Raw genomic sequence first — 23,111 nt, forward strand, 5'->3', positions numbered from 1 at the left:
CCCTGTCGGGCAGGGCGCGCGGTTTGCGCTCCAGCAGCAGCGCCAGCTCGCCAACGGAGTGCGGGGCCTCGCCGTCGTAGTCGGGGTTGTTAAGCGTGAACTCCCGCTCGACGTCGCCGCGCACCGGCGTCCTGGCCGCGCTGGTCCCTCCGGGCGGCGGCTACGCGGATGAGCCCGACGAACCTTTCGTACAGCTCCCACACTTTCAGCAACACCTCGGCGAGACCGATGCCGTGCTCGGCCGCCACCGCGGCGACCAGGTTGACGTGCCCCTGGCCGTTCGCTTGCTCCTTCAGCAGGCTGCCCAGCTCGTTGATGATGGTGCATCCCGTCCGGGCCGGGGCACTCCTCCGTCATGCGGCGGATGTCGCGCAGCGCGACGGCCGCCTCACGGCTGAAGAACGGCATGCGTGGGTGGTCCGACCAGCCGAATCCGACACTCCGGCACATCCGGCCACAAGCCCTGAAGCGGGGCGCATCGGATCACACGGAGCACTCCTGTCGCTGCCGTCGCCACCTCGGTGGTCAACGCGCCTGTCCCGTAACGTTTTTGCGCACTGGCGCGACAAGGCATCAGCACCTGGTCTGCCGGGCAGGGGAGACGTTGTTCCGGTCCGTGTCGAACACCTCAGGGAGCTTTCGTGTCCGCAACCGGCAGGGATGCAGCCGCCACATCGGAGAGAGGGGACGACGACACCCCGCTGAGGCGGGTTATAGGCCCCAAACTGCTGATTCTGTTCGTGATCGGTGACATCCTCGGCACCGGCATCTACGCGACCACCGGTCAGGTCGCCGGCAAGGTCGGCGGGGCGCTGTGGCTGCCGTTCGTCATCGGGTTCGTCGTGGCGATCCTGACAGCCGCCTCGTACGTCGAGCTCGTCGGCAAGTACCCGAAGGCGGCCGGAGCCGCGCTCTACACCCAGAAGGCGTTCCAGGTCCCGTTTCTGACGTTCATCGTCGCCTTCATGGTCATGTGCTCGGGTCTTTCCTCGGCGAGCGCGGCGGCCCGCGCCTTCAGCGGCGACTACCTGTCCGAGTTCACGGACTTCTTCCCGCCCACCCTCGTCGCGATCCTGTTCATCCTCGCCCTGGCGGCCCTGAACCTGCGCGGCGTGTCGGAGTCCGTGAAGACCAACGTGGTCCTCACCGTGGTCGAACTGACCGGTCTGCTCGTCATCCTCACGATCGGCGCCTGGGCCGTCCTGACCGGTGACGGCGAACCCTCCCGGCTCGGTGAGTTCCAGGCGGAGGGCAGCGGTTACGCGCTGCTCACCAGCGTGCTGGGGGCCACGGCCCTCGGCTTCTTCGCCTTCGTCGGTTTCGAGGACTCCGTCAACATGGCCGAGGAGACCAAGGATCCGGTGCGGACGTTCCCGCGCGCCATCTTCATCGGCGTCGCCGTCACCGGCACCATCTACGTCCTGGTCGCCCTGGTCTCCTCGCTGCTCGTCGACTACCGCGTGCTGGAGGACTCCAGCGGCCCGCTGCTGGAGGTCGTCAAGGCCGGCGGGATCGACTTCCCGCCCAAGCTCTTCGCCCTGATCGCGCTCTTCGCGGTCACCAACTCGGCACTGATCAACATCATGATGGCGTCCCGCCTGTGCTACGGCATGGCGAACGAGCGCATCCTGCCGCGTGCCCTGGGCCGCGTACTGCCCCGGCGCCGCACCCCGGTCGTCGGTATCGTCTTCGTCTCGCTCCTCGCCATCGGCCTGGTCTCCACCGGGGAGATCGAGGGCCTCGGCGACACCACGGCCTTCCTCCTGCTGTGCGTCTTCGCCGTGGTCAACGTCGCCGTCCTCGTCCTGCGCCGCGACCGCGTCGACCATCAGCACTTCCGTACGCCGACCGCCCTGCCGGTGCTCGGTGCGATCACCGCCCTGATCCTGGCCAGCCCGTTGTCCGACCGGCCCGCGGAGGTCTACATCCGGGCGGGCGTGCTGGTGGCCATCGGCATCGGGCTGTGGGTGCTCAACAAGGTGGTGCTGAAAGTACGCGGCGAGGCGTGAGCAGGACGACGCCGGGCGGTGCGCCCGAGCACGGGCACCGGGCCACCACGGCTCCCGCGCGACGGCGGCGGGATCGTGATGGCCCGGCAGGGGGGTGTTTCGCGGTGGTTCAGCGGAAGCGGCCGGTCAGCGGGTGAACGTGACCCGGTGTTCCTTCAGGGCGCCGCAGTTGGAGCCGTACACCTGCACGTACACGTTCTTGATGCTGCCGCCCCAGTCGACGCAGTGGCCCTTGCCGTAGACGTAGGTCGGTCCGGCGAAGGACGAGAAGCGCCCGACGTCCTCGTGGCTTTCCTCGGTGTCGGGGACGTAGATCCACGCGCCCATGTCCACGGCGGTACCGGGGTTGTTGCGGATGGTCGTGACGCAGTTCTGCCCGTTGGCGGCGTTGTACGTCAGGTAGACGGTGCCCAGGGAACCGACGGCCGCGGAGTTCACCGTCTTGTAGGCGCTGCCGCAGACCTTCTGCGGAGTGGTGTTGGGCGCGGCGGAGGCGGGTGACGCCAGGGCGGTCGTGGTCCCCACCGTCAGCGCCGCCAAGGCCGACGCGGCCAGGACGGAACGGGTGAATCTCATATTTCCCCCTTGCAACTCTTCGAGGTGGTTGCTCCTGCATGATGTGACCCGTTGGGCATTCAAAGGGTTGTGCGTCAGTTCGCAGGAAAATTCGGTGAGTTGGGGCGCGAAAGCGTGAGATTCCCGTTCGTGGCGGCCGCCTGAGGCGGGAACACGGGCCGGGCTCCTGGTCCCGCCTCGGCAAGGGCCCCAGGATGCCCACGCCCCGTCACCTTTACTCACGGGTCGCTCATGGCACACGTGAGATGCAGAGGATCTGCTCAGGGGTGTCACACATGCTGCACATCCCCCTTCCAAAGTCTCGTTAGCGTTACGGCTCGATCCCACGTGCGAACGTGACCAGGCCGCGGTCGGCAAGCCGTCGGCACAGCAAGATCGGGAAGGCCACATGGACTACTGCTCCTCGTGCCGTAGGCACCTCAACGGCGCCTTGGTCTGCCCGGGGTGCGGCGCCTACGCCCCGGACATCGACCCCTCCGCCGCCGACGGCCGTACCGGCCCGGCCGCATGGGAGCACCCGGCCGCCTCCGGCGCATGGCGCGACGGGAACGTGTGGGACGACGGGAGCGTGTGGGACACCCACCGCGCCGGCACGCGTGAGCTCCCCCTCGCGTACACCGGCTCGTCCGGCGGCCACGAGTCCCTGGGCACCGACCCGTCCGACGGTCACGAGAGCCCGGACACGGACCCGTCCGACGGACACGAGGCCGCCGGCGTCAACGGGTCCGACGGCTACCAGGCACCACAGCAAGGGCGTGCGGCGCGGCGTCGTCAGATGGCCCGCTGGAAGAAGAGCCAGCGCCGGGCCGTGGTGGCGACCGCCGTCGCGCTCGTCGGAGGCGGTCTCACCGTCGCCGCCATGAAGGGCGACTCGACGAACGGCGTCCAGTCGGCCACGGCGCCCGAGGACACGACCATGGGCGGCACCGGGGGACAGGCGCCGACGTACACCGAACCGACGTCGCCCCGGCGCGACACCCCGCGGTCCTCGCCCACGCCCACCGATCCGCCGCACACCGACCGCACCTCGCGGCGCGCGCAGCAGCCCCGGACCACCGCTCCCCGCAGCACCCCGGCGGACCCCCGGACGGACGCGGCCGCCGAGCCCCGCGAGCTGCCGAAGACGACGCAGCCGAGGACCACCGTCCCGAACACCGTCGGCACGGTCACAGGCAACTCCGGCAAGTCCACGTCGACGGAGACCGAGCAGACGACCCCGCCCGCCGCCGACACCGGCTCGGACACGCAGCCCGCGTCCCCCGAGACACCGCCGTCCGAGGCGAGCACCACTCCGCCTCCCTCGAACTCCGAGTCCGGCTCCGGATCCGACTCCAAGGAGCTCTGCCTGCTCGTCATCTGCCTGGGCTGAGACGCGCGCGGGCGGAAGTCGAAAACCGGAGGCCGAAAACCCGTGGCCCGCACCGCGGCCCCCTCGTACCTTCGGGCGCATGGCAGACGAGTGCTTCCGGCATCCGAGGCTCGCCGCGGTGTACGACCCGCTCGACCCCGACCGCGCCGATCTCGAACCGTACCTGCGCATGGCGGAGGAGTTCGGGGCGCGCCGGGTGCTCGACATCGGCTGTGGCACGGGCGTGTTCGCGCTGCTGCTGGCGGAACGCGGCGTCGACGTCGTCGGCGTCGATCCCGCCGGGGCATCCCTGGAGGTGGCGCGCGGCAAGCCCGGCAGTGAGCGGGTGCGGTGGATCCACGGCGATGCGACGACCCTGCCGCCCCTGACCGCCGACCTGGCGACGATGACCGGCAACGCCGTCCAGGAGGTCGTCGATCCCGAGGACTGGGGGAGGACCCTGCGAGGGGCCCGTGAAGCGCTGCGGCCCGGCGGCCGTTTCGTGTTCGAGACCCGGATTCCCGCCCGCCGCGCCTGGGAGGAGTGGAACCGCGAGGCCACGCACACCGTGACGGACGTCCCCGGTGCCGGCGCCGTCGAGTCCTGGGCCGATCTGCTCGACGTGAGCGGGCCGCTGGTGACGTTCCGGTGGACCTACGTCTTCGCTTCGGACGGGCAGGTGCTGACGTCGGAGTCGACGCTGCGCTTCCGCGAGCGGGACGAGGTCGAGGCGGAACTCGCCGCGCAGGGCTATGTGGTGGAGGACGTGCGCGACGCGCCCGACCGGCCGGGCCGGGAGTTCGTGTTCGTCGCACGGCGTCCGAGAACAGCCGGCTGACGCGGGCCCTGCCGCCTCCGCGCAAGCGGAATCCGCCCGTACAATCCTCGCGACCAAATCGGGGGCGTCATCAGCGGGGGAGTCCGCGTGGAAACCATCATCGTGCAGTTGCCCGGACCCACACAGTGGGGTGCGGACGAGACGGGCAGGCCCGACCTGATCCATCTGGGGCCCGGGGACATCGCCGACTTCGGCCGCGGCACGCCCGGCGGCGCGGGGGTGCGCATCGTGCTGACCGACCCCGGGATCTCGCGCCGGGCCGGGCAGCTGGAGGCGGCCGGGGACTACTGGCGGCTGTCCAACTTCAGCCGCAGCGTGTCGTACGTCGTGGAGAACCTGGAGGGAGCCGGCGAGTACCTGACCGTCGCCCCGGGGCGGCTCGGCGCGCCCGTGCCGTTCGAGTTCTCGCGCGTGGTGCTCCCGGCCCTGTCCGGCACCGCGACCTTCAAGGTGTTCGCGCCCCAGCACGCCTACCTCGGTGAGCAGTCCGCGGAGGGCGGCGGTGAACAGACCGTCCACCCCTTCGCCCTGGACCCGACGTCGAAGTACTTCCTCGTACTGGTGGCCCTGTGCGAACCCCGGCTGCGCGACCCCTCCGACACGGCGCTGCCCGGAGTCGGGCAGATCGTGGAGCGGCTGCGGCCGCTGGAGTCCTGCCGGGACCTGACCCGCTCCGCCGTCAACTACCACATCGACTACCTGGCCTTCGCCAAACTGCGCCTGGACCTCGGCGAGGAGACCGCGACCGGAGCCGACGGCGGCCGCACCGGAGCCAAGCGCACCCGGCTCGCCTCCGTCGCCCTGCGCTTCGGCCTGGTGCGCGAGGAACACCTCGGCCTGCTGCCGTCCCGCGGCGCCGGCCGCCTCACGCCGCAGGAGGCAGACGCATGACGGGATCCGACGCCCCGGACGACCTGGAGATACCCGGGCCGCCCCGCCTTCCGGAGGGTTTCCGGATCGAGGGCTGGGAGGTGGGCGCGGTCGTCGGCTCCGGCGGCTGGGGGACCGTCTACGAGGCCCGTACCGTCGCCGACGGCACGCCCGCGGCCGTGAAGGTGCTCCCGACCGGTGCCCTGGGGCCAGGGCAGCGCGCCGCGCTCGGCGAACTCGTCGAACGTGAGGTCCGGTTCAGTGCCGAGGCCGATCACCCCCACCTCGTGCGCACCCACGCCGTGTGCACCGTCGAGGCACCGGAACTGCCCGCCCTGGACGGTGCCATCGCGCTGGTCATGGACCGCGCCGAGGCCAGCCTGAAGGACGTCCTGGACGCGGCCCGAACCGGCGGGCCGATCGACGGCGCCGACCGCGTCCTGCGCGGAGTCGCCGCCGGACTCGCCCACATGCACGACGCCGGCTGGGTGCACGGCGACCTCAAACCCGCCAACGTCCTGCTGGGCCCGGGCGGGCAGGTGTGGCTGGCGGACTTCGGGCTGGCCGCCGAACTCGACGGCACGCACGCCCATCTGCCGCCACTCGGTACCCTCGACCACCTGCCGCCCGAGTGGTGGTCCCAGCGCACCGGTACCCAGGGCGCCGTGGTCCGGCCCACCGCCGACATCTGGGCCTTCGGCGTCCTCGCCCACCAGGTGCTCACCGGCGGACTCCACCCCTTCCCGGGGGCCACGGCCCGGGCCCGCTCCCTCGCAGCCCAGGCCTACGCACGCGGCACCGCACCCCTGCGGCTCGACGGCGGCCTCGGCGACGACATGCGCCGGCTGATCGCCGACTGCCTGGCGCCGGACCACACCACCCGGCTCCCGCACACGGCCCGTGACATCGCCGCCCGGGTCGAGGACCTCACCGGCGGTCCGCGCCCCGGTCGGCGACGCCTGGTGCCGGCCGTGGCGGCCGGGCTCGTCGTCCTGACCGCCGCCGCACTCGCCGGGACGGCACTCCTCGGCGGAGGCGGCGACACCCGGGACGACGACCGTGACCGAGGGGCCTCCGCCGCCGTCACCGGCGCGCAGAAACCGGTGCCCGGTGAGATCCCGGAGGACTCCGACGTACCCGAGGCGCTGCGCCCCGTCATCGCCCGCGCCGCCCACCGCTGCACCGACGAGGAGATCACCCCCGCCCTGCTCGCCGCACTGCTCAAGGCCGAGAGCGGCTTCGACGCCGACGCCGCCCGCCCGGAGAGCGAGGAGTACGGCATCGCCATGTGGACGCCGTCGGTGTTCCGGGCCTGGGCGGTGGACGGGGACGGCGACGGCGACAAGGACCACATGTCGCCGCCGGACGCGATCGCCACCATGAGCCTGTACGTGTGCTGGCTCGACCAGCGCTTCAAACAGGCCGGACTGCCGAAGAAGGACCTGCCCGCACTGGTCGCGGCCGGCTACCGCACCAGCGACCGCACGGTCATCGAGGAGGGCGGCGTCCCCGCACGGGTACGCCCGCACGTGGACAAGGTGCTGGGCTATCTCGCCGAGTACGAGCGCTGATCTCCGGATGTACGCGAGCGGTGGGCCGGACCCGTCAGGGCCCCGCCCACCGCTCGTCCCCCGTTCCCGTCACGGCCGCGGCGAGCCGCACTCCGGGACGTTCGGCAGCCGGTTGTCCGGCGAGCTGATGTAGATGTTGGAGATGTAGCCCCCGTACTGGGGCAGATAGGCCCACCACTCGTTGGTGTAGGGCGGCACGCTGACCACCTGGCCCCGGGTCTGGCAGCCCACCAGCACCTCGACCCCGGCAGGGAGTTGCGTGACCCGGGCGTCGCCCGTGGCCGGGCCCTTCCGTACGTTCACGAACTCGCCCCAGGTGCCGAACCAGGTCCCCGCCGGCCGCACCCCGCCCGGCACGTTCAGCGAGCGGGTCAGCCGGCCGAGATCGGTGTACGCCTTCCCGTACGACGTGCCGACCGGATGCAGCGTCAGTACGGCCACGATCGTGCGGTCGTCCGCGCCCACCGTGCCGGTGGTGTGCAGTGCCGGACGGGTGAGGTCCACGCCGGCGGCGACCCGGGCGGCGGGAGCGGCGGCCGGTTCCGCCTCGGCCGCGGCCCCCGAGGCGCCGCACGTCCCCTTCGCGTACTCCCCGGACCAGCCCTGCTTCACCGCCCAGGGGCGGTCGAACGAGCCCGCGATGCCGAAGTGCTGGTCGAAGCGGTCCGAGGCACAGCGCGTGGAGCGGCGCAGGTTGTCCATGACGAAGTCGCGGACGGGTGCGGGCGCCTTGTCCAGCATGTAGCGGTAGATCGCCACGGTGTCCCGGGCCGAGAGGGCGGTGTAGCCCCAGTAGCCCTCGTACCCGGCGGGCGGCGGCGCGGTGTCCCGCAGACCGAGCCGGGTGGTCATCCGGTCGATGATCGCCGAGCCGCCGTACTCCGACCAGTAGTGGTTCGCGGCATCGTCGTCGCTGCCGCGCAGCATCGGCTCCAGCCGCGCCCGGTCGGCCTCGGGGATCGTGTAGCCGGGCCCGCGGTTCCACAGGAAGTCCAGGGTCAGCAGCAGTTTGACGACCGAGGCGGAGCGGAACCGCGCGCTCTCGTCGACCTGTTCGGTGAACGTGCCGGTGCGGCGGTCGAAGACCGCGACGCCGGCGGTGACGCCGTCCGGGATCTGAGCGCTGGGGGCGGCCTGGGCGGCCTGGGCGGCCGTCCCCGGCCGGGGGAGTGCCGCCGCGCCGCCCGGCAGCGCAGCGACCGTGACGACGGTCGCGAGCGCCGCGGCGCCGCGCAGGAGAATGCGCATGGTTGCCCTTCCTGGTCGCGGGTGGCCCGGTGCCCGGTCGCACGGTCGTCCGGCGAAGTCGTTGGTCCCGCGCCGACACTCTAGGAGCCCGCGCGGGGCGGCCGGTCCTGACGAATGTCAGGGCTCGCCGTAACGCGACGACCTGTGGCTTTCGACCCTGATAAGTGTCAGGTGTCGCAGGTGTGGTGACGCCCGTACGGTCACGACCGGAACACCCGCCGACACACGAAAGAGGGCTCATGAGCCGCCGATCGCTCAGGACACTGCTGGCCGCCGGGGGCGCCGCCGCGGTGATGGCGCTTCTCCCCACCTCCGCCCAGGCCGCGCCGCACTCGGGCGGCAACTACGGGGCCTACGGGAACGAGGGGCAGTACCCCACGACCTCCTACTGCTCGGGCACCTTCCGGCAGATCGGGCCCACCAAGTACGCCGAAGGCATGGCCCTGAAGTACTTCTACTCCGACAAGTGCGGCTCCTTCGCCCGGATCGAGAACTCCCGGCCCGGCTGCGTCGCCGTACTCCACCGTTCCAACAACGGCGTGGGACGTGTCGACGGCTGGGTCTCCGAAAGCGTCGACCCGGGCATCAACTACGCCTACACGCAGATGGGCAACAACCTCAACGGCCGTGTCTCGCGCGCCGTGCTCTCGTGCGAGGGCCACGACCTGACCCAGACCGGCTGGTACTGAGCCGCATACACGCCACAGGGGGCGGCCGGGGTTCCGGTCGCCCCCTTCGCGCACCCATCCCACGCAGGACGACAAGAAGGAGTCAGCCATGCGCACACACATCCGGCGCGCAGCGTGTCTCGCCCTGGCGGGCGCGGCCCTGGCCCTGGCACCCGTCACCGCCCACGCCCAGGGGCAGACGCCCGCTTCCGTGGCGGACACGCAGCAAGTGCAGTCCCGGGGCGGGTACTTCCTCGGTGACGGCGTCAACATCCGCAGCCGGCCGGTGGACGGCACGATCCACGGCCAGGGCTACTTCCGCGAGACGTTCACCGCGCACTGCTGGAACGCCGACGGCCACTGGATCTACCTGACGGCCCACCGGGGCAACGTCACCGGGTGGGTCAGCGTCGACTACGTCTACTACACGGACATGGGCCCGATGGGTTACTGCTGACCGGCGACGCGCCTGCGGCGGGCCACCAGGGAGATCTGGTGGCCCGCCGCAGGCGCGTCGCCGGTCAGCAGTCCGGGACGCCGGCGATCTTCTGGCCGCCCCGGATGTACAGGTTGTTCACCCAGGCGACGTCGCTGCCCGAGAGCTCCATGACGGCGGTCCACCAGTTGTTCGTGCCGACGGCCGGGTCGTGCACCGTCTGGCCCTGCTTCTGGCAGATCGCGTCCGCCCACCACTGCGAACGGACCGCGAGCCGCGGCGAGTTGGTGGTCGGCTCCTGGCGCAGGTTGACGTCGGTGGCCCAGATGTAGACGTCGGTGAGGGTCGGGTCGCCGCCGTTGGCGACGGCCGGAGCAGCCTGGGCCGTGGTGGCGAGGCCGCCGACGGCGAGCGCGGTCACGGCGAGGCCCAGGGCGGTACGGCTGATCATTCGCTTCATGTGTCTGTCCCCCGTAGGACGATGGTGAGGATGGTGTGGCCGGAAGTGGTCATGGTCCGGGTCAGCAGCGCGCCGAGGCCGGCAGGTTGCCGTACTCGTTGCCCTTGAGGTACACGGCGCTGACGTAGCCCTCGAGGAGCTTCACCCAGACGTCGTTGCTGTAGCCGTTGTCGGTGATGCGCTCGCCGCGGGTCCAGCAGTAGGCGCCGAGCGGCTGGCCCGCCGAGACAGTGGCGAGGATCCCGTAGGAAGTGCCCGGCCCGTAGCGGACGTTGACGTTCTCGTACGGTACGACCGCGTACGGCGCGGCCATGACGCGGGCGGTGCCCTCCTCACCGGCGGCGGAGGCTGCTGCGGTCCCCGCGGTGAGCGGGCCGAGCAGCGCGAGCGCCCCGGCGCCGACGAGCGCGGCCCTGGCGAAGATGCGAGTGGACATGTCGAGTTCCCCCTGAGGTGTGGCCGACGCTCAGAACTGTAGGGAGAGCGGGGGCGACGCGGTCCCTGACAATTGTCAGGGTCGTGCGGGACAACAGGGGCGCGGGCGAGGGTACTTGGCCCTGATCGGCGTGGGCAGCGCGATACGGCCGAAAACCGCTCGACGACCGCGACCACCTCTGCCTACGATCCACCGCGCGGCATCGCGTGCCGGTCACCGGCCGGGTGAGGCATGGAGGCGCCGCGGAGATGCCCGTGGAGGCATTCAACCGTGTCAGTCGAGTTCAATCACACCATCGTCCTGTCCCGTGACCGGGAGAAGTCCGCTCGTTTCCTGGCGGAGATCCTTGGTCTGGAGGTCGGGGCACCGGCCGGGGTGTTCCTGCCGGTGACGACCGCCAACGGCGTCACGCTGGACTTCCTCACCATCGACGCCGACATCCCCATGCAGCACTACGCGTTCCTCGTCTCCGAGGACGAGTTCGACGAGGCCCTCGCCCGGCTCGTCGCGGCCCGGATCCCCATCCAGGCCGACCCGCACGGCAACCACCCGCGCAAGATCAACCGCAATGACGGCGGCCGGGGCGTGTACTTCCTCGACCCGGCGGGCCACGGCCTGGAGATCCTCACCCGTCCGTACGGCACGGATCCGTCCTCGCCGCTGAACGGCGTCACGGAGGACGTGCCCGGGGCCGTCTGAGCCGGCCGGGCCGGGGGCGGGGGCGACGCCGCTCCCGGCCCCGGCCCGGCGGACCGGGGCGTTCAGCCGCCGTCCTTCAGCGCCAGGGGAGCCGGCTCGGGGCCGGGGCCCGGTGTGTGGTCGCGGCGGGGGAGCAGGGCGGGGGTGAAGAGCAGGAAGACGCCGGCGAGGGCGATGGCCGTACGGGGGCCGGCCAGGTGGGCCAGCAGGCCCCACAGGGCGGTCACGGCCGCCGTGGTGGCCTTGCCGGTGGCCGACCAGGCGGACAGGGTGCGGATGACCCGGTCCGCGGGGGTCCGTTCGAGGCGGTACGTGGCGAACACCGGGTTGAACACGGCACAGCAGGTGATCAGCCCGAACTCGACCACCATGACCAGCGCCAGCCCGGCCGCACCTGGGCCGACGAAGGCCAGCCCGAGCGACCAGCCCGCCCGCAGCACCCCCGCGCCGAGCATGACCCGGTGCCGTCCGAACCGCGTGACGAGCCGTGGTGCCAGGCGCGAGCCGAGCAGACCGCCCGTGCAGGGCACCGCGAAGGCGAGCGCGTACTGCCAGGGGGCGAAGCGCAGATCATCGACCATCAGGACCATGAGCGGGGGAGAGGCCGCCATGATCAGGGAGTTGGCGAGGACCGTGTTGAAGAAGAGCGGGCGCAGCGCCGGGTCGGCCAGGATGTACCGCCAGCCGTCGAGCAGGTCGCCCACCCGGGGCCGGGCGGAGCCGGACGCGGGCCGCACCGGGAGTTTCTCGTCGCCGCCGATCGCCCGGAGGCCGAACGCCGAGAGCAGATAGCTCACCGCGTCGGCCACCACGGTCGTCACCGGACCGAACAGCCCGATCGCGGCCCCGCCCAGCGGCGGCCCGACCATGCTGGCCGTCCAGGTCGTCGCCTCGAACCGCCCGTTCGCGAGGAGCAGGTCCTGCCGCGGCACCAGCCCCTTCAGGAACGCCCCGGCCGCCGCGTTGAAGGTGATGTCGGACGCCGCGACGGCCACCGACACCAGCAGCAGATGGCCGAAGCTCAGCCGGCCGAGGGCGTACGCCACGGGGATGCTCAGCAGCACCGCGCACCGGACCAGGTCCGTCGCGATCATCACCGGCCGTTTGCGGCGGACCTCCACCCACGGCCCGAGCGGCACCGACACGGCCGCGCCGACCGCCGGCCCCACCGCGGCCAGCAGCGACACCTGCGTCGGTCCCGCGTCCAGCACCAGGACCGCCATCAGCGCGAAGGCGTCGAACGCGAGCCAGGTGCCGGCCGTGCTGACCGCGTACGCGCCCCACAACCACCCGAACCGCCGCCCCAGCGACCGCCTGCCCGCCATACCCGGCGCACACTCCCAGCTCCCGCGGACAACCCGGTGTTGACCGGCAGCCATCCAAGCGGGGACCGGGACGCCCGGGCAAACAACCGTCCGTCACCCGCGCCACAACCAACCGTTGTGACACGAAGGCACGGGCGGTCCACCCGTAAGCCGTCTCAGCGCTGGTAGAGGCCCACCAGCGTGCCGTCCGCGATGCGGCGCTTCCCGACCTCCTCGTGCACCTGGTCCGCGCGGGGCGCGTCGGGCAGGACGCACGGTTCGGACAAGGCGTAGAGCCGGAAGAAGTAGTGGTGTGCGTCGTCCCCGGGCGGGGGATGCGGACCGCCCCAGCCGTGCTGCCCGTAGCCGTTCACGAGTTCCGTGCCGCCCGGTGGGCAGTGCCCGGCCTCGACGCCGTCGCTGTGCGGGTCGATGCCGACCACGACCCAGTGCGCGAAGGTGCCCGACGGGGCGTCGGGATCCTCGCAGAGCAGGACCAGTTCGGCCGCGTCGTCCGGTACGCCGCTCCAGGTCAGCGGCGGAGAGACGTTCGGTCCCTCGTACGCGTACCGGCGCGCGATGAAGGAGTGGTCGTTGAACGCGTCGCTGCGCAGTTCGATGCCGGTCATGCGCCCCGGAGTACCCCCGCGGGACCCGGACATGCGGTTCGGGACCGATCGCCTCGGGTACCCGTGAGCCGTCGGAGATAGGGGATGGAGGATCATGAGGATGTCTCCCCTGGCAGAGGACTCAGCGGCACAGCCCCGGGAGGACCGCCGCGCCCCCGCTCGCACCGCACGGCTGCGCAACCGCATCCCCGAACCCGACGAGGAACCCGACCTCCTCGGCCAGTACCTCACGCAGATCGCGGCGACACCGCTGCTCACGGCGGAGGACGAGGTCCGGCTGGCGCGGCGGATGCAGGCCGGCGTACGGGCGCTGGAGGAACTGGAACGAGCCGACGCCGGTGAACTCGATCTGACGCCGGAGCGGCGCCGGGAGCTGGAGGAGGCCGCCCGGGACGGGCAGGCCGCCAAGGACCACATGGTCCGAGCCAACCTCCGGCTCGTCGTGTCGATGGCCAAACGGCACGCCCACCGGGGGCTGCCCCTGCTGGACGTCATCCAGGAGGGCAATCTGGGACTGATCCGGGCCGTGGAGAAGTTCGACCACACCAAGGGCTTCAAGTTCTCCACGTACGCGACCTGGTGGATACGCCAGGCGATCGAGCGGGGCCTGGCCGCGCACGCGCGCACCGTGCGCCTGCCGATGCACGTCGTCGAGCAGCTCCAGAAGGTGGCCAAGATCGAACGGCGTCTGCGACTCGACCTGGAACGCGAACCGAGCATCGAGGAGGTGGCCCGGGAGAGCGGCCTCGCCGCCGACAGGATCGGCTGGCTGCGTCGCGTCGGCCGGCAGGCCGTCAGCCTCGACACGCCCGTGGACGAGACCGGCGAGACCGTGGTCGGCGACCTCATCCCCGACACCGAGGTGCTCCAGGCCCCGGAGGTCGCCGAGTACCAGGCCCTCGCCGAGGAACTGCGCGAGGCCGTCGGCACGCTGGCGCCCCGCGAGTCCATGATCCTCAGCCTCCGCTACGGCCTGCACGACGGCCACACCCGCACCCGCGAGGAGGTCGCCCGCCGCGTCGGCCTGACCCGCGAGCGGGTACGCCAGCTGGAGAAGCAGTCCCTCGCCCGGCTGCGGGCGCCCGAGAACCGGGAGCGGCTGGTGGCCTGGGCGGGCTGACCTCCTGACTCATGCGGCGCTGCCGGACCGGCAGACCGAGTCGCCACCGGTTCCACTGGTTCCACCGGCTCATCCGCGCGTCACCGCCAGTGAGCCGTCCGTCTCCAGCGTCACCCCCACCCCGCCGCTGATCCGGTCGAGCGTCGTCCGCAGCCACGCGCGGTCCGCCCGGGACGCGGGCTCCAGGCGCATCCGGCGCGCCCGCAGCGGCACCATGCGCAGCCCCGCCAGCCGGCCGCTGTCCGCCTCGACCGAGGCGAGGAACGCCAGCCGCAGGTCGTCGCGGTACTCCTCGTAACCGGAGATGCCTTCGTAGTCGTCGACGAAGTCGCCGCAGCCGTACAGGATCAGCCGGTCCCGGTACACCTCCAGCGGGCGCGGGTGGTGCGAGGAGTGGCCGTGGACGACGTCGACCCCGCCGTCCACCAGGGCGTGCGCGAAACGGACTTGCTCCCGGGGCACGCGGAACCCCCAGTTCGTGCCCCAGTGCACGGACACGACGACCACGTCACCGGCCTGTCGGGCCCGCCTCACGTGCCGCAGCACGGTGTCGGCCGCGGCGGGCGAGAGCTCGGGCACGTACCCCACACCGGGCAGGTCCGCCGTCGCCGCCCAGCCGGGCGGGATGCCGCTGGTGCGCGCCCCGAGGGCGAGGACCAGCAGCCGGCGGCCGCCGGGGAGGGGGACGGCGGCGGGTGCGTACGCCTCCCCGGTGTCACGTCCCGCACCCGCCGTCCGCAGTCCCGCCCGGGCCAGCGCGTCCAGGGTCTCCAGCAGGCCCGGGCGGCCGAAGTCCAGGACGTGGTTGTTGGCGAGGACGGTCACGTCCGGCCGGGCCACGGCCAGGGCCGGCAGGTTGGCCGGGTGCATCCGGTAGTGGATCTCCTTGTCCGGGGCGAACGTGTCCCTGGACGTCACCGACGTCTCCAGGTTCACGATCCGGGCGTCCGGGGCTGCCTCGTCCAGCACCCGCAGCGCCTCGCCCCACGGCCAGGACGGCTCGACGGGCGCCGGCACCGGGCCGTGCGCCGACTCCGCCAGCCGGACGTAGGACCGCGCGTCCTCGACGTACGCCTCCCGCAGTGCCGGATCACCGGGGTGCGCCAGGATCTGGTCGACGCCGCGCCCGAGCATCACGTCACCGCACAGGAACAGCGTCACGATGCCGCCGCCCACACCCCCACGGTAGGCGCACCCCGGCCGGCGGGGTCACGCGTCGACCGTCACCTCACACGACCACCCGTACGGACCCGGCCCGATCCGCATCTCGTTCCACACGACGGCCGTCGGAACCGCCCCGGTGATCTCCACGTCCGCCAGGCCGGTGACCGCCAGCCGTACGTCCAGGCCACCGTCGGCTTCGTCCGCTTCCACGTCCACGGGCACCTGGCCGTACTCCTCCAGCCGGAAGATGATCTCATCCAGCAGCGAGGCGAGCAGGTCGTCGTCGCTGGCTTCGGCCAGCCGCACCCGGTCCACGGCGGTCGGACGCACTCCCGAGACGTCCGTGAAGCACTCCACCATCGCCAGGACGGCCTCCGCCAGACAGTGCTCCCGGCACGCCGCCCACGCCTCGATCCGGATGTACTCCGGATGCGGCACCGCCCGGTGCCCGCACTCGCCCGCCTGCCGTCCCTGCCCGTCGTCGCCCCTGTCACCGCCCATGAACATCGACTGCCCGAGGCTCGCGCCCCCATGCAGCGACCGGCCCGGCTCGTGGATCAGACGGGCTCGTCCGCGAGGTACGGCGGCGCCGGGTCGTACTGGATGTAGCGCCGTACGGCCCGCGCGTGGTCCCGCCCGTGCAGCCGCCCGACCAGCCACAGCGCGCTGTCGATGCCGGCCGAGACGCCCTGGCTGGTGATCAGGTTGCCGTCCACGACGTAGCGGGCGTCCCGGACGACCGTCACGTCGCCGAGTGCCTGGAGAGTGTCCTCGTGGCTCCAGTGGGTGGCCACCCGGCGTCCGCGTGCGGGCCCGGCGGCGTGCAGGAGGAACGTGCCCGTGCACACGCCGTGCACCCACGCGGTCTGTCCGGCCGTCTTCCCGATCCAGTCGGTGACCACCGGGTTGTGCGGCTGGACGTCCCGCGCTCCCAGGCCGCCCGGCACGTGCAGCACGTCCAGGGGAGGATGGTCGTCGAGGGTGTGGTCGGGCAGGACGCGCAGGCCCTTGTTGCAGCGCACGGGCCCGGGGTGCTCGGCGATGAGCACGGCCGAGTCGACGCCGTCACGGAGCCGGGCGGAGACGGTGAAGACCTCCCAGGGCCCCACGAAGTCGAGCTCCTCGGCGTCCTCGAAGACCAGCAGGCCGTATGTCGTCATACGGGTTCCCCTTTATGTGAGACGTGGGTGAGCGTTTCTACGAGGCGTGGTGCGCGTCGGCGGGCTCGGCCGTGGAGCGGAAGCGGGCGCGGTAGTCCGACGGCGCGATGCCGAGCCGGCGGTGGAACGTGCGGCGCAGGGTCTCCGCGGTGGCGAAGCCGTAGCGGCGGGCGATGGCCTCGACCGGTTCGTCGCCCTCGGTGAGGGCGCGCTGGGCCGCCTCGACGCGCACCCGCTCGACGTACGCGGCCGGCGGCACGCCCAGTTCGGCGGTGAAGCGGCGCTGGAGGTGGCGCGGGCTCAGCCCGGCGTGCGCGGCGAGCCCGGCGATGTCGTGCCTGCCGCCCGGATCGGCGTGGATGGCGGTGACGGCGGCCCGCACCGGGTCCGTCGCCGGCTGCCGCGACCACAACGCCACACTGAACTGCGACTGGCCGCCCGGCCGGCGCAGGAACAGCACCAGCTGCCGGGCCACCGCGTGCGCGACGTCCCGGCCCAGGTCGTCCTCCACCAGGGCGAGCGCCAGATCCATCCCGGCCGTCACACCGGCCGACGTCCACACCCGCCCGTCCCGGACGAAGATCGGCTCGCAGTCCACCCGCACCTCGGGGTGCTCCCGGGCCAGCTGCTCCTCACGGGCCCAGTGCGTGGTGACCCGGCGCCCGTCCAGCAGTCCCGCCGCCGCCAGCAGGAACACCCCGCTGCACACCGAGGCCACGCGCCGGGCACCGGCCGCCGCGGCGGCGATCCAGGAGACCAGCGCCTCGTCCTGCCGGGCCCGGTCGACACCCCCTCCGCCGACCACGACGAGCGTGTCGATCCCGGCCGGGCCCAGGTCCGCCACGCCGTGCTCGGCGTGGACGAGCAGCCCGCTGCCCGACCTGACCGGCCCCGCAAGGGGCGCCACGACCTCGCAGCCGTAGGTGTCACCCGCGCTGCGGAACACCTCGTGCGGGCCGGTGAGGTCGAGCGGCTGGAAACCGTCGAAGACGACGAAGACGATGCGGCGATCGGTCACGTCTCCACGCTCCTCCGGCCCGCCGTATGGCGTCAACGACACACATCCCACGGATCGCGCCATGCCGGAGCCGGGACGGCTGCCGAAGTGTGGGTAGCCGGGCGGAAGGACCCGGCAACCGCGGTGCGAACGGCCCCGGAAGTCCGGGAATTGGAGGAGAGGAGGCCTCCGATGATCTCCCAGACGGTCACCGTGCCCGCCGACGGCGCCGCGCTCACCGGCGATCTGACCGTGCCGTCGGCCGCCCGCGCCGTCGTGCTGTTCGCGCACGGCAGCGGCAGCTCCCGGCACAGCCCCCGCAACCGCGAGGTCGCCGCCGGCCTGCGCACCGCCGGACTCGGCACCCTGCTGATCGACCTGCTCACCGAGGAGGAGGAACGGCTGGACGTCCGCACCGCCGAACTCCGCTTCGACATCCCCCTGCTGGGCCGCAGGCTGGTGGCCGCGATCGACTGGCTGGCACAGTCGCCCGGCACCCAGCGCCTGCCCGTCGTCCTGTTCGGCGCCAGCACCGGCGCGGGCGCGGCCCTGGTCGCCGCCGCCGAACGCCCCGACCGGGTGCCGGCGGTCGTCTCCCGCGGCGGGCGGCCCGACCTCGCGGGCGACGCCCTGGACGCCGTCCGGGCTCCGGTACTGCTGATCGTGGGCGGCCGGGACCAGCAGGTGCTGCGGCTCAACGAGGAAGCGGCCCGGCGGCTGCACGTCCCGCACACCCTCCACGTGGTGCCCGGTGCCACGCATCTGTTCGAGGAGTCGGGCGCGCTCGACCAGGTCACCGAGGTGGCCCGGCAGTGGTGCCACGACCAGCTGAGGACCGCGGCGGGCTGACGCGGCCCGCGTCAGCCCGCCACCGGCAGATCGATACGCAGCCGGGCGCCCTGCCGCAGCAGTTCCCGCTGCACGAGCCGGTACGGCACACCCCGCGGCCCGTGCCCGTGGCGCACGGTCAGCGCGGCGCACACGCCGGCCGCCTGCCCGGTCGCCATCGCGATCGGCATGACCCGGTACGACGAGTGCGCCACGTGCGTCCCCGAGATGCAGCGGCCCGCCACCAGCAGCCGCTCCGTGCCCTGCGGCACGAGGCAGCGCAGCGGGATGTCGTAGAAGCTGCCCGCGGGCACCCGCTTCAGGACCGTTCCGGAGCCGCGCGGGTTGTGGATGTCGACCGGGTAGGCGCCGTGCGCGACGACGTCCGGGAAGCGCCGGGCGGCCAGGATGTCGTGGCCGGTGAGGTGGTAGTCGCCGACGACGCGCCGGGTCTCCCGGACACCGATGTGGGTGCCGCTCTGCACCACGTACGACTCCTCGAAGCCGGGCACGCGGGTGCGCAGGAAACGGTCGATCTCCGCGAGCTGGCGCCGGGCGGTGTGCTCGGCCCGGGTCAGGTCCCACACGCTGGTGCCGAGCACCCTGTTCACACGGGTGCTGTTGACACTGACCTCGCGCGGGTGCGGCGTCGCGAAGAACAGGATGTCCTCGCGCGGCAGCCGCAGATCACCGTCGGCCCGGGCCTCCTCGACCAGGTCCCACAGACCGTGCACCCCGCGCCACTGGTCGGGATGCTCCCGCACGTACTCCGCGAAGTCCGGCCGCTCGAAGTCCGCGACCCGGAACATCAGCGTCATCGGCTGCATCAGCCCGTCCTCCGGCCGGCCGATCTCGTACGGCGCCCCGCAGGCCGCCGCGACGTCACCGTCGCCCGTGCCGTCCACCACCACGTCGGCGTCGATCACCACCGGCCCCGACTTGGTCTCGAACACCACACGCCAGCCGTCGTCGAGGCGAAGCGCGGTGGAGGCGAAGGCGTGGAACAGCATCCGCACGCCCGCCTCGTCCATCATCTCGAGCAGGACGAGCTTGAAGAGCTCCGGGTCGAAGGGAACCGTGTACCCGGTCCTGGGGGAGGGCTTCAGGCAGCCGCCGCGCCCCATGAGCCGGTCCAGCAGCCGCCACAGCACGCCCTGGACGACCGGCTCGCCCTCGCCGTGGTCGGTGGGCAGCAGCCGGGCCTCGTCCCCGGACTCGGTGAACGTGGCCTGCTTGTGCTCGTTGTGGAACGACATCAGCGGCATGACCAGTGCCGCGGTCGCGTTGCCGCCGACGAATCCGTAGCGCTCCACCAGGACGACCTCAACCCCGGCGTCGGCCGCCGCGACCGCGGCGGCGAACCCGGCCGGGCCGCCGCCGACCACCAGGACCTGCGTCCGGCCGCCGTGCTGGGCAGGCCGTTCGGGCAGGGTGACCGTGCGGGGCTCGGGCGGTTCTTGCAGGATCGGCATCGGTGTCCTCCCGCGGGCGGGGCCTCGGCGTCGGCGTCACACGCCCAGCGGACGGGGATCGGCAGTGGGCGGATGCGGTGGTTCTGCCTGGGGATCCAGGAGGGGAGCGGTGTCGACGGCCGTCCCGGTGCCGCCGTCGACCTCGTCCAGCAGGACTCCGCAGCGGGCGCAGGTCTCCAGCGCCTGCGTGGACAGGTCCCGGACGCGGGAGTGCAGCTCCTCCCGGCGCTCCGGGTATTCGTCCCACAGGCGGTCCACCTCCGCCAGCAGCAGGCCGGCCTGCTCCCGTGCCACGCCCACCAGGGCCGGAGCCCCCATCCGGCGTGCGAAGTCGAAGACCTTGCCGGAGTAGGGCAGCGGCAGCACGGGCAGCCCGGAGAGAGCCGCGAAGATCACGAAGTGCAGACGCATGCCGACCGCCAGGTCCAGGTGGCGCATGAAGCCCAGGACCTGCCCCGGGCTGTACGAGCCGTGCAGGATCCGCCCCTTGTCGGGAGCGGTCATGTGGGACAGCACGGCGTGTGCGTGCCGCACGTCGTGCCGCTCCATCGGCAGGAACACCACGTGCGCGTCCAGTCGGCGGACGAGGAAGTCGGCGACGTCGGCGAGCAGCGCGTGGTAGTCGCCCTCGTCCAGCTTCTCGGCCGCCCGGCCCGGCTCCCGCACCGACATCCCCACCAGACGCGAGTCGGTGGGCACGCCCTCGTGGCGCATCATCTCGTCGGTGAACGGCTCCGGCTCCAGCAGCAGTGCCGGATCGGCGGTGACGACGACGTCGCGTTCGACGCCGACCTCCTCCAGCACCAGCTTGGACTCCTCGTCGCGCACCACGACGTCGTCCATGTCCGCCAGCACGTTGCGCACGGCCTCCCGGTCGTCGGCCTCGCGCAGCGGGCCGGCACCGATGGCGTAGGCGAAGGTACGGATGCCGCGCTCCTGGGCGGCCCGGACGAGGCGCAGATAGCGGCGTGCCTCACCGTCGAAGAGGAGCCCGCCGCCGCCCAGGACCAGCACGTCCAAAGAGGTCAGCGCGTCCAGGACATGGTCGCGGCTGACGCCCTCCCAGTCCACCACCTCGTCGGCGGACGGATGATGCACCCGGGTGTGCTCGGCGTTCCGGCTGAAGACGACCAGCCGGGCCTCGGGCCGCTGGGCACGCAGACAGTGCAGAACACAGGTCAGGATCGACTCGTCGCCGATGTTGAAGCCGCCGTACGAACCCAGCACGCCGATGCGCGGGCCCGGCCGGGCGGGCTGCGGATGAGAAGGGGCAGTGGTCATCCGGGTGCTCCCGTCGCGTCGGAGTCTGCTCAGTGGCCTGGTGTCCGGCCGTGCGGAAAGGACCGTGCCGTACGCACGGTTCGTGCCGTGCGCACGGTCCCGGGTTGCCTGCGCCGCACCGCCGGAAACACCCCGCGTTCCGAGTGTGACGGAGGTCCGTAAGGTGCGCATTGTCCGGTAGGCGAGGTGTGCATTGTCCGGTGGACTGGGGGTACGCGGGAGCCGGACCGGCCGAGGGCCCTCTCCGTGCGGGAAGCAGAGGTGACCGTCATGCGGTTCCGTGATCGCCGGCAGGCAGGCGGGGAACTGGCCGAAACGCTGCGCGTCCGGCAGCGCGAGGGGGCGCTGCCCGATCCCCTCGTCCTCGCTCTGCCCCGCGGCGGGGTCGCCGTGGCGCGGGAGGTCGCCGAGGCGCTGGACGCCCCGCTCGACGTGCTCGTCGTACGGAAGATCGGGGCGCCCTTCCAGGAGGAGCTCGGCGTCGGCGCGATGGCCGGGGACGAGGTGCCGCTCCTCGACGAGGACGCCATGCGCCACCTGGGCCTCCGGGAGGCGGCGCTGGGGCCCGTCATCGAGCGGGAGCGCGCCGAACTGCGACGCCGCGAGGCGCTGTACCGGCAGGGCCGTCCCGCACCCGAACTGCGCGGACGCACCGTGATCGTGGTCGACGACGGCCTGGCGACCGGTTCCACGGCCCGGGCCGCGCTGCGATTCGTCCGCCGTCAGGCGCCCGAACGGGTGGTGCTGGCCGCGCCGGTGTGCTCCCCGGAGGCGGCCGATCTGATGCGCGCCGAGGCCGACGAGGTGATCTGCCTGCACCAGCCCGCCGCGTTCATGGCCGTGGGCCTCTGGTACGAGAACTTCGACCAGTTGACGGACTGGGACGTCCTGGAAGCCCTGCACGCGCAGCTGTGACCAAGTGTTCACCTTACGGGTGTGGCGGAAATCAGCCACGTCGGACAACGATGTGCCATCCCCACACCTGTAACAGGAGCACCAGTGAACGTCTCGCTTTCCGTGTGGCTGCTGACCGTGGCAGCTCTGTGCCTGCTCGTCGCCGTCGACTTCTTCGTCGGCCGCAAGCCCCACGACGTGTCCGTCAAGGAAGCCGGGACGTGGACGGTGGTGTGGATCGTCCTCGCCGTGCTGTTCGGGCTGGGACTCTGGTACTTCGGTGGGAGCGGGCCCACGGGTGAGTTCTTCGCCGGTTACATCACCGAGAAGTCGCTGAGCGTCGACAACCTCTTCGTGTTCGTCCTGATCATGGGCAAGTTCGCGGTGCCCTCGCAGTACCAGCAGCGGGTGCTGATGGTCGGCGTCCTGATGGCCCTGGTGCTGCGGGCCGGTTTCATCGCGGCCGGCGCGGCCATCATCACCGCCTTCTCCTGGGTGTTCTACCTCTTCGGCGCCTTCCTCATCTGGACCGCCTGGAAGCTGATCCAGGACGCCCGCAAGCAGGACCACGAGGAGGAGTACCAGGAGAACAAGCTGCTGAAGATGGCGGAGCAGCGCTTCGGCGTGGCCGACCGCTACCACGGCACGAAGCTGTTCATCACCGAGAACGGCAAGCGGATCATGACCCCGATGCTGGTCGTGATGCTCGCGATCGGCTCCACGGACGTGCTGTTCGCCCTCGACTCCATCCCGGCGATCTACGGGCTGACGCAGGACCCGTACATCGTGTTCACCGCGAACGCCTTCGCCCTGATGGGCCTGCGCCAGCTGTACTTCCTCATCGGCGGCCTGCTGAAGAAGCTGGTCCACCTCTCCTACGGCCTGTCGATCATCCTCGGATTCATCGGCGTGAAGCTGGTGCTGCACGCCCTGCACGAGTCGGGCGTCCACGTGCCCGAGATCAGCATCCCCTTCTCGCTGACCTTCATCGTCCTGGTCCTGGCCGTCACCACGATCACGAGCCTGCGGGCTTCGAAGAAGCAGGAGGCCGAGGCAGAGGAGGCGAAGCGGGCCGCCGGGTCCCGGTAGGTCCGCCCAGTCGG

General features: G+C 72.0%; 24 protein-coding genes. 12 read left to right on the forward strand and 12 right to left on the reverse strand.

What is annotated here, in order from left to right:
- Positions 1-641 precede the first annotated feature (641 nt).
- Positions 642-2,009 (forward strand): amino acid permease, encoded by a 1,368-nt coding sequence (locus ABFX81_RS32415; RefSeq protein ID WP_086855256.1) that lies wholly within the window; start codon positions 642-644, stop codon positions 2,007-2,009.
- Positions 2,010-2,135: 126 nt separating this feature from the next.
- On the opposite strand, the gene ABFX81_RS32420 is transcribed toward ABFX81_RS32415, so the two are convergent.
- A complete protein-coding gene (locus tag ABFX81_RS32420; RefSeq protein WP_086855255.1) occupies positions 2,136-2,585 on the reverse strand; it encodes a spore-associated protein in 450 nt (149 codons plus the stop codon).
- Between the two features lie 388 nt (positions 2,586-2,973).
- On the opposite strand from ABFX81_RS32420, the gene ABFX81_RS32425 reads away from it, so the two are divergent.
- From ABFX81_RS32425 to ABFX81_RS32440, 4 genes are all read left to right on the forward strand, one after another.
- Positions 2,974-3,954 (forward strand): SCO2400 family protein, encoded by a 981-nt coding sequence (locus ABFX81_RS32425; RefSeq protein ID WP_346139067.1) that lies wholly within the window; start codon positions 2,974-2,976, stop codon positions 3,952-3,954.
- A 79-nt stretch (positions 3,955-4,033) separates the two neighbouring features.
- Positions 4,034-4,771, forward strand: a complete 738-nt coding sequence (locus ABFX81_RS32430; protein WP_086855395.1) for a methyltransferase domain-containing protein — start codon at positions 4,034-4,036, stop codon at positions 4,769-4,771.
- Positions 4,772-4,858: 87 nt separating this feature from the next.
- A complete protein-coding gene (locus ABFX81_RS32435) occupies positions 4,859-5,662 on the forward strand; it encodes a serine/threonine protein kinase (protein ID WP_086855396.1) in 804 nt (267 codons plus the stop codon).
- Positions 5,659-7,212 carry a protein kinase domain-containing protein gene (locus ABFX81_RS32440; protein ID WP_086855397.1) on the forward strand — a complete coding sequence of 518 codons (1,554 nt, stop codon included), beginning with the start codon at positions 5,659-5,661 and terminating at the stop codon, positions 7,210-7,212. The genes ABFX81_RS32435 and ABFX81_RS32440 overlap by 4 nt, the downstream gene beginning before the upstream one ends.
- Positions 7,213-7,281: 69 nt before the next feature.
- On the opposite strand, the gene ABFX81_RS32445 is transcribed toward ABFX81_RS32440, so the two are convergent.
- The gene (locus ABFX81_RS32445; protein WP_346139069.1) at positions 7,282-8,460 is read right to left on the reverse strand and encodes a hypothetical protein; all 1,179 of its coding nucleotides are present in this window, start codon (positions 8,458-8,460) and stop codon (positions 7,282-7,284) included.
- Between the two features lie 239 nt (positions 8,461-8,699).
- Between ABFX81_RS32445 and ABFX81_RS32450 the strand changes: the two genes are divergently transcribed.
- Positions 8,700-9,149: a hypothetical protein gene (locus ABFX81_RS32450; protein ID WP_086855619.1), complete on the forward strand. Its 450-nt coding sequence runs from the start codon at positions 8,700-8,702 to the stop codon at positions 9,147-9,149.
- Positions 9,150-9,237: 88 nt separating this feature from the next.
- Positions 9,238-9,585, forward strand: a complete 348-nt coding sequence (locus ABFX81_RS32455) for a hypothetical protein (protein ID WP_086855618.1) — start codon at positions 9,238-9,240, stop codon at positions 9,583-9,585.
- Positions 9,586-9,649: 64 nt separating this feature from the next.
- On the opposite strand, the gene ABFX81_RS32460 is transcribed toward ABFX81_RS32455, so the two are convergent.
- Both ABFX81_RS32460 and ABFX81_RS32465 read right to left on the reverse strand, forming a co-directional pair.
- The gene (locus tag ABFX81_RS32460; protein ID WP_150478963.1) at positions 9,650-10,024 is read right to left on the reverse strand and encodes a peptidase M23; all 375 of its coding nucleotides are present in this window, start codon (positions 10,022-10,024) and stop codon (positions 9,650-9,652) included.
- 61 nt (positions 10,025-10,085) lie between these two features.
- On the reverse strand, positions 10,086-10,460 hold the full coding sequence (locus tag ABFX81_RS32465; protein ID WP_086855616.1) for an SH3 domain-containing protein: 375 nt from the start codon (positions 10,458-10,460) through the stop codon (positions 10,086-10,088).
- Between the two features lie 270 nt (positions 10,461-10,730).
- On the opposite strand from ABFX81_RS32465, the gene ABFX81_RS32470 reads away from it, so the two are divergent.
- Complete coding sequence (locus ABFX81_RS32470) at positions 10,731-11,159, forward strand: VOC family protein (protein WP_086855615.1); 429 nt, start codon at positions 10,731-10,733, stop codon at positions 11,157-11,159.
- Between the two features lie 62 nt (positions 11,160-11,221).
- On the opposite strand, the gene ABFX81_RS32475 is transcribed toward ABFX81_RS32470, so the two are convergent.
- A complete protein-coding gene (locus ABFX81_RS32475; RefSeq protein WP_346139070.1) occupies positions 11,222-12,484 on the reverse strand; it encodes an MFS transporter in 1,263 nt (420 codons plus the stop codon).
- A 155-nt stretch (positions 12,485-12,639) separates the two neighbouring features.
- On the reverse strand, positions 12,640-13,092 hold the full coding sequence (locus ABFX81_RS32480) for a YbhB/YbcL family Raf kinase inhibitor-like protein (protein ID WP_086849899.1): 453 nt from the start codon (positions 13,090-13,092) through the stop codon (positions 12,640-12,642).
- A 100-nt stretch (positions 13,093-13,192) separates the two neighbouring features.
- On the opposite strand from ABFX81_RS32480, the gene ABFX81_RS32485 reads away from it, so the two are divergent.
- A complete protein-coding gene (locus ABFX81_RS32485) occupies positions 13,193-14,212 on the forward strand; it encodes a sigma-70 family RNA polymerase sigma factor (RefSeq protein ID WP_086849901.1) in 1,020 nt (339 codons plus the stop codon).
- Positions 14,213-14,281: 69 nt separating this feature from the next.
- Here the strand turns inward: ABFX81_RS32485 and ABFX81_RS32490 are convergent, their stop codons facing one another.
- Genes ABFX81_RS32490 through ABFX81_RS32505 form a run of 4 tightly spaced genes read right to left on the reverse strand, consistent with a single transcriptional unit; the run spans position 14,282 to position 17,554 of the window.
- Entirely contained in the window at positions 14,282-15,388 is a 1,107-nt protein-coding gene (locus tag ABFX81_RS32490) for a CapA family protein (protein ID WP_086849902.1), read from the reverse strand.
- A gap of 33 nt (positions 15,389-15,421) precedes the next feature.
- Positions 15,422-15,877, reverse strand: coding sequence for an archease (locus ABFX81_RS32495; RefSeq protein ID WP_086849922.1), 456 nt, complete (start codon positions 15,875-15,877; stop codon positions 15,422-15,424).
- A 56-nt stretch (positions 15,878-15,933) separates the two neighbouring features.
- On the reverse strand, positions 15,934-16,536 hold the full coding sequence (locus ABFX81_RS32500; protein WP_086849904.1) for a DJ-1/PfpI family protein: 603 nt from the start codon (positions 16,534-16,536) through the stop codon (positions 15,934-15,936).
- Between the two features lie 37 nt (positions 16,537-16,573).
- Positions 16,574-17,554, reverse strand: coding sequence for a DJ-1/PfpI family protein (locus ABFX81_RS32505; RefSeq protein WP_086849906.1), 981 nt, complete (start codon positions 17,552-17,554; stop codon positions 16,574-16,576).
- A 171-nt stretch (positions 17,555-17,725) separates the two neighbouring features.
- Between ABFX81_RS32505 and ABFX81_RS32510 the strand changes: the two genes are divergently transcribed.
- Positions 17,726-18,382 (forward strand): alpha/beta family hydrolase, encoded by a 657-nt coding sequence (locus ABFX81_RS32510; RefSeq protein ID WP_086849908.1) that lies wholly within the window; start codon positions 17,726-17,728, stop codon positions 18,380-18,382.
- Between the two features lie 11 nt (positions 18,383-18,393).
- Here the strand turns inward: ABFX81_RS32510 and ABFX81_RS32515 are convergent, their stop codons facing one another.
- Positions 18,394-19,833 carry an FAD-dependent oxidoreductase gene (locus ABFX81_RS32515; protein ID WP_086849910.1) on the reverse strand — a complete coding sequence of 480 codons (1,440 nt, stop codon included), beginning with the start codon at positions 19,831-19,833 and terminating at the stop codon, positions 18,394-18,396.
- 36 nt (positions 19,834-19,869) lie between these two features.
- Entirely contained in the window at positions 19,870-21,114 is a 1,245-nt protein-coding gene (locus ABFX81_RS32520) for a polysaccharide pyruvyl transferase family protein (RefSeq protein WP_086849912.1), read from the reverse strand.
- 270 nt (positions 21,115-21,384) lie between these two features.
- On the opposite strand from ABFX81_RS32520, the gene ABFX81_RS32525 reads away from it, so the two are divergent.
- On the forward strand, positions 21,385-22,029 hold the full coding sequence (locus ABFX81_RS32525; RefSeq protein WP_086849924.1) for a phosphoribosyltransferase family protein: 645 nt from the start codon (positions 21,385-21,387) through the stop codon (positions 22,027-22,029).
- An 84-nt stretch (positions 22,030-22,113) separates the two neighbouring features.
- Complete coding sequence (locus ABFX81_RS32530; protein ID WP_086849914.1) at positions 22,114-23,097, forward strand: TerC/Alx family metal homeostasis membrane protein; 984 nt, start codon at positions 22,114-22,116, stop codon at positions 23,095-23,097.
- The last annotated feature ends 14 nt before the right edge of the window (positions 23,098-23,111 follow it).

Origin of the sequence: Streptomyces coeruleofuscus (assembly GCF_039532725.1) — a bacterium.
Lineage (GTDB): Bacteria > Actinomycetota > Actinomycetes > Streptomycetales > Streptomycetaceae > Streptomyces > Streptomyces coeruleofuscus.

Excerpts from the sequence above, each read along its gene's own strand:
- ABFX81_RS32430 (WP_086855395.1), top strand. The coding sequence starts at position 4,034 with ATGGCAGACGAGTGCTTCCGGCATCCGAGGCTCGCCGCGGTGTACGAC.
- ABFX81_RS32445 (WP_346139069.1), bottom strand. The coding sequence starts at position 8,460 with ATGCGCATTCTCCTGCGCGGCGCCGCGGCGCTCGCGACCGTCGTCACG.
- ABFX81_RS32525 (WP_086849924.1), top strand. The coding sequence starts at position 21,385 with ATGCGGTTCCGTGATCGCCGGCAGGCAGGCGGGGAACTGGCCGAAACG.
- ABFX81_RS32485 (WP_086849901.1), top strand. The coding sequence starts at position 13,193 with ATGTCTCCCCTGGCAGAGGACTCAGCGGCACAGCCCCGGGAGGACCGC.
- ABFX81_RS32465 (WP_086855616.1), bottom strand. The coding sequence starts at position 10,460 with ATGTCCACTCGCATCTTCGCCAGGGCCGCGCTCGTCGGCGCCGGGGCG.
- ABFX81_RS32480 (WP_086849899.1), bottom strand. The coding sequence starts at position 13,092 with ATGACCGGCATCGAACTGCGCAGCGACGCGTTCAACGACCACTCCTTC.
- ABFX81_RS32420 (WP_086855255.1), bottom strand. The coding sequence starts at position 2,585 with ATGAGATTCACCCGTTCCGTCCTGGCCGCGTCGGCCTTGGCGGCGCTG.
- ABFX81_RS32450 (WP_086855619.1), top strand. The coding sequence starts at position 8,700 with ATGAGCCGCCGATCGCTCAGGACACTGCTGGCCGCCGGGGGCGCCGCC.
- ABFX81_RS32440 (WP_086855397.1), top strand. The coding sequence starts at position 5,659 with ATGACGGGATCCGACGCCCCGGACGACCTGGAGATACCCGGGCCGCCC.
- ABFX81_RS32515 (WP_086849910.1), bottom strand. The coding sequence starts at position 19,833 with ATGCCGATCCTGCAAGAACCGCCCGAGCCCCGCACGGTCACCCTGCCC.
- ABFX81_RS32425 (WP_346139067.1), top strand. The coding sequence starts at position 2,974 with ATGGACTACTGCTCCTCGTGCCGTAGGCACCTCAACGGCGCCTTGGTC.
- ABFX81_RS32500 (WP_086849904.1), bottom strand. The coding sequence starts at position 16,536 with ATGACGACATACGGCCTGCTGGTCTTCGAGGACGCCGAGGAGCTCGAC.
- ABFX81_RS32460 (WP_150478963.1), bottom strand. The coding sequence starts at position 10,024 with ATGAAGCGAATGATCAGCCGTACCGCCCTGGGCCTCGCCGTGACCGCG.
- ABFX81_RS32510 (WP_086849908.1), top strand. The coding sequence starts at position 17,726 with ATGATCTCCCAGACGGTCACCGTGCCCGCCGACGGCGCCGCGCTCACC.
- ABFX81_RS32520 (WP_086849912.1), bottom strand. The coding sequence starts at position 21,114 with ATGACCACTGCCCCTTCTCATCCGCAGCCCGCCCGGCCGGGCCCGCGC.
- ABFX81_RS32475 (WP_346139070.1), bottom strand. The coding sequence starts at position 12,484 with ATGGCGGGCAGGCGGTCGCTGGGGCGGCGGTTCGGGTGGTTGTGGGGC.
- ABFX81_RS32455 (WP_086855618.1), top strand. The coding sequence starts at position 9,238 with ATGCGCACACACATCCGGCGCGCAGCGTGTCTCGCCCTGGCGGGCGCG.
- ABFX81_RS32495 (WP_086849922.1), bottom strand. The coding sequence starts at position 15,877 with ATGGGCGGTGACAGGGGCGACGACGGGCAGGGACGGCAGGCGGGCGAG.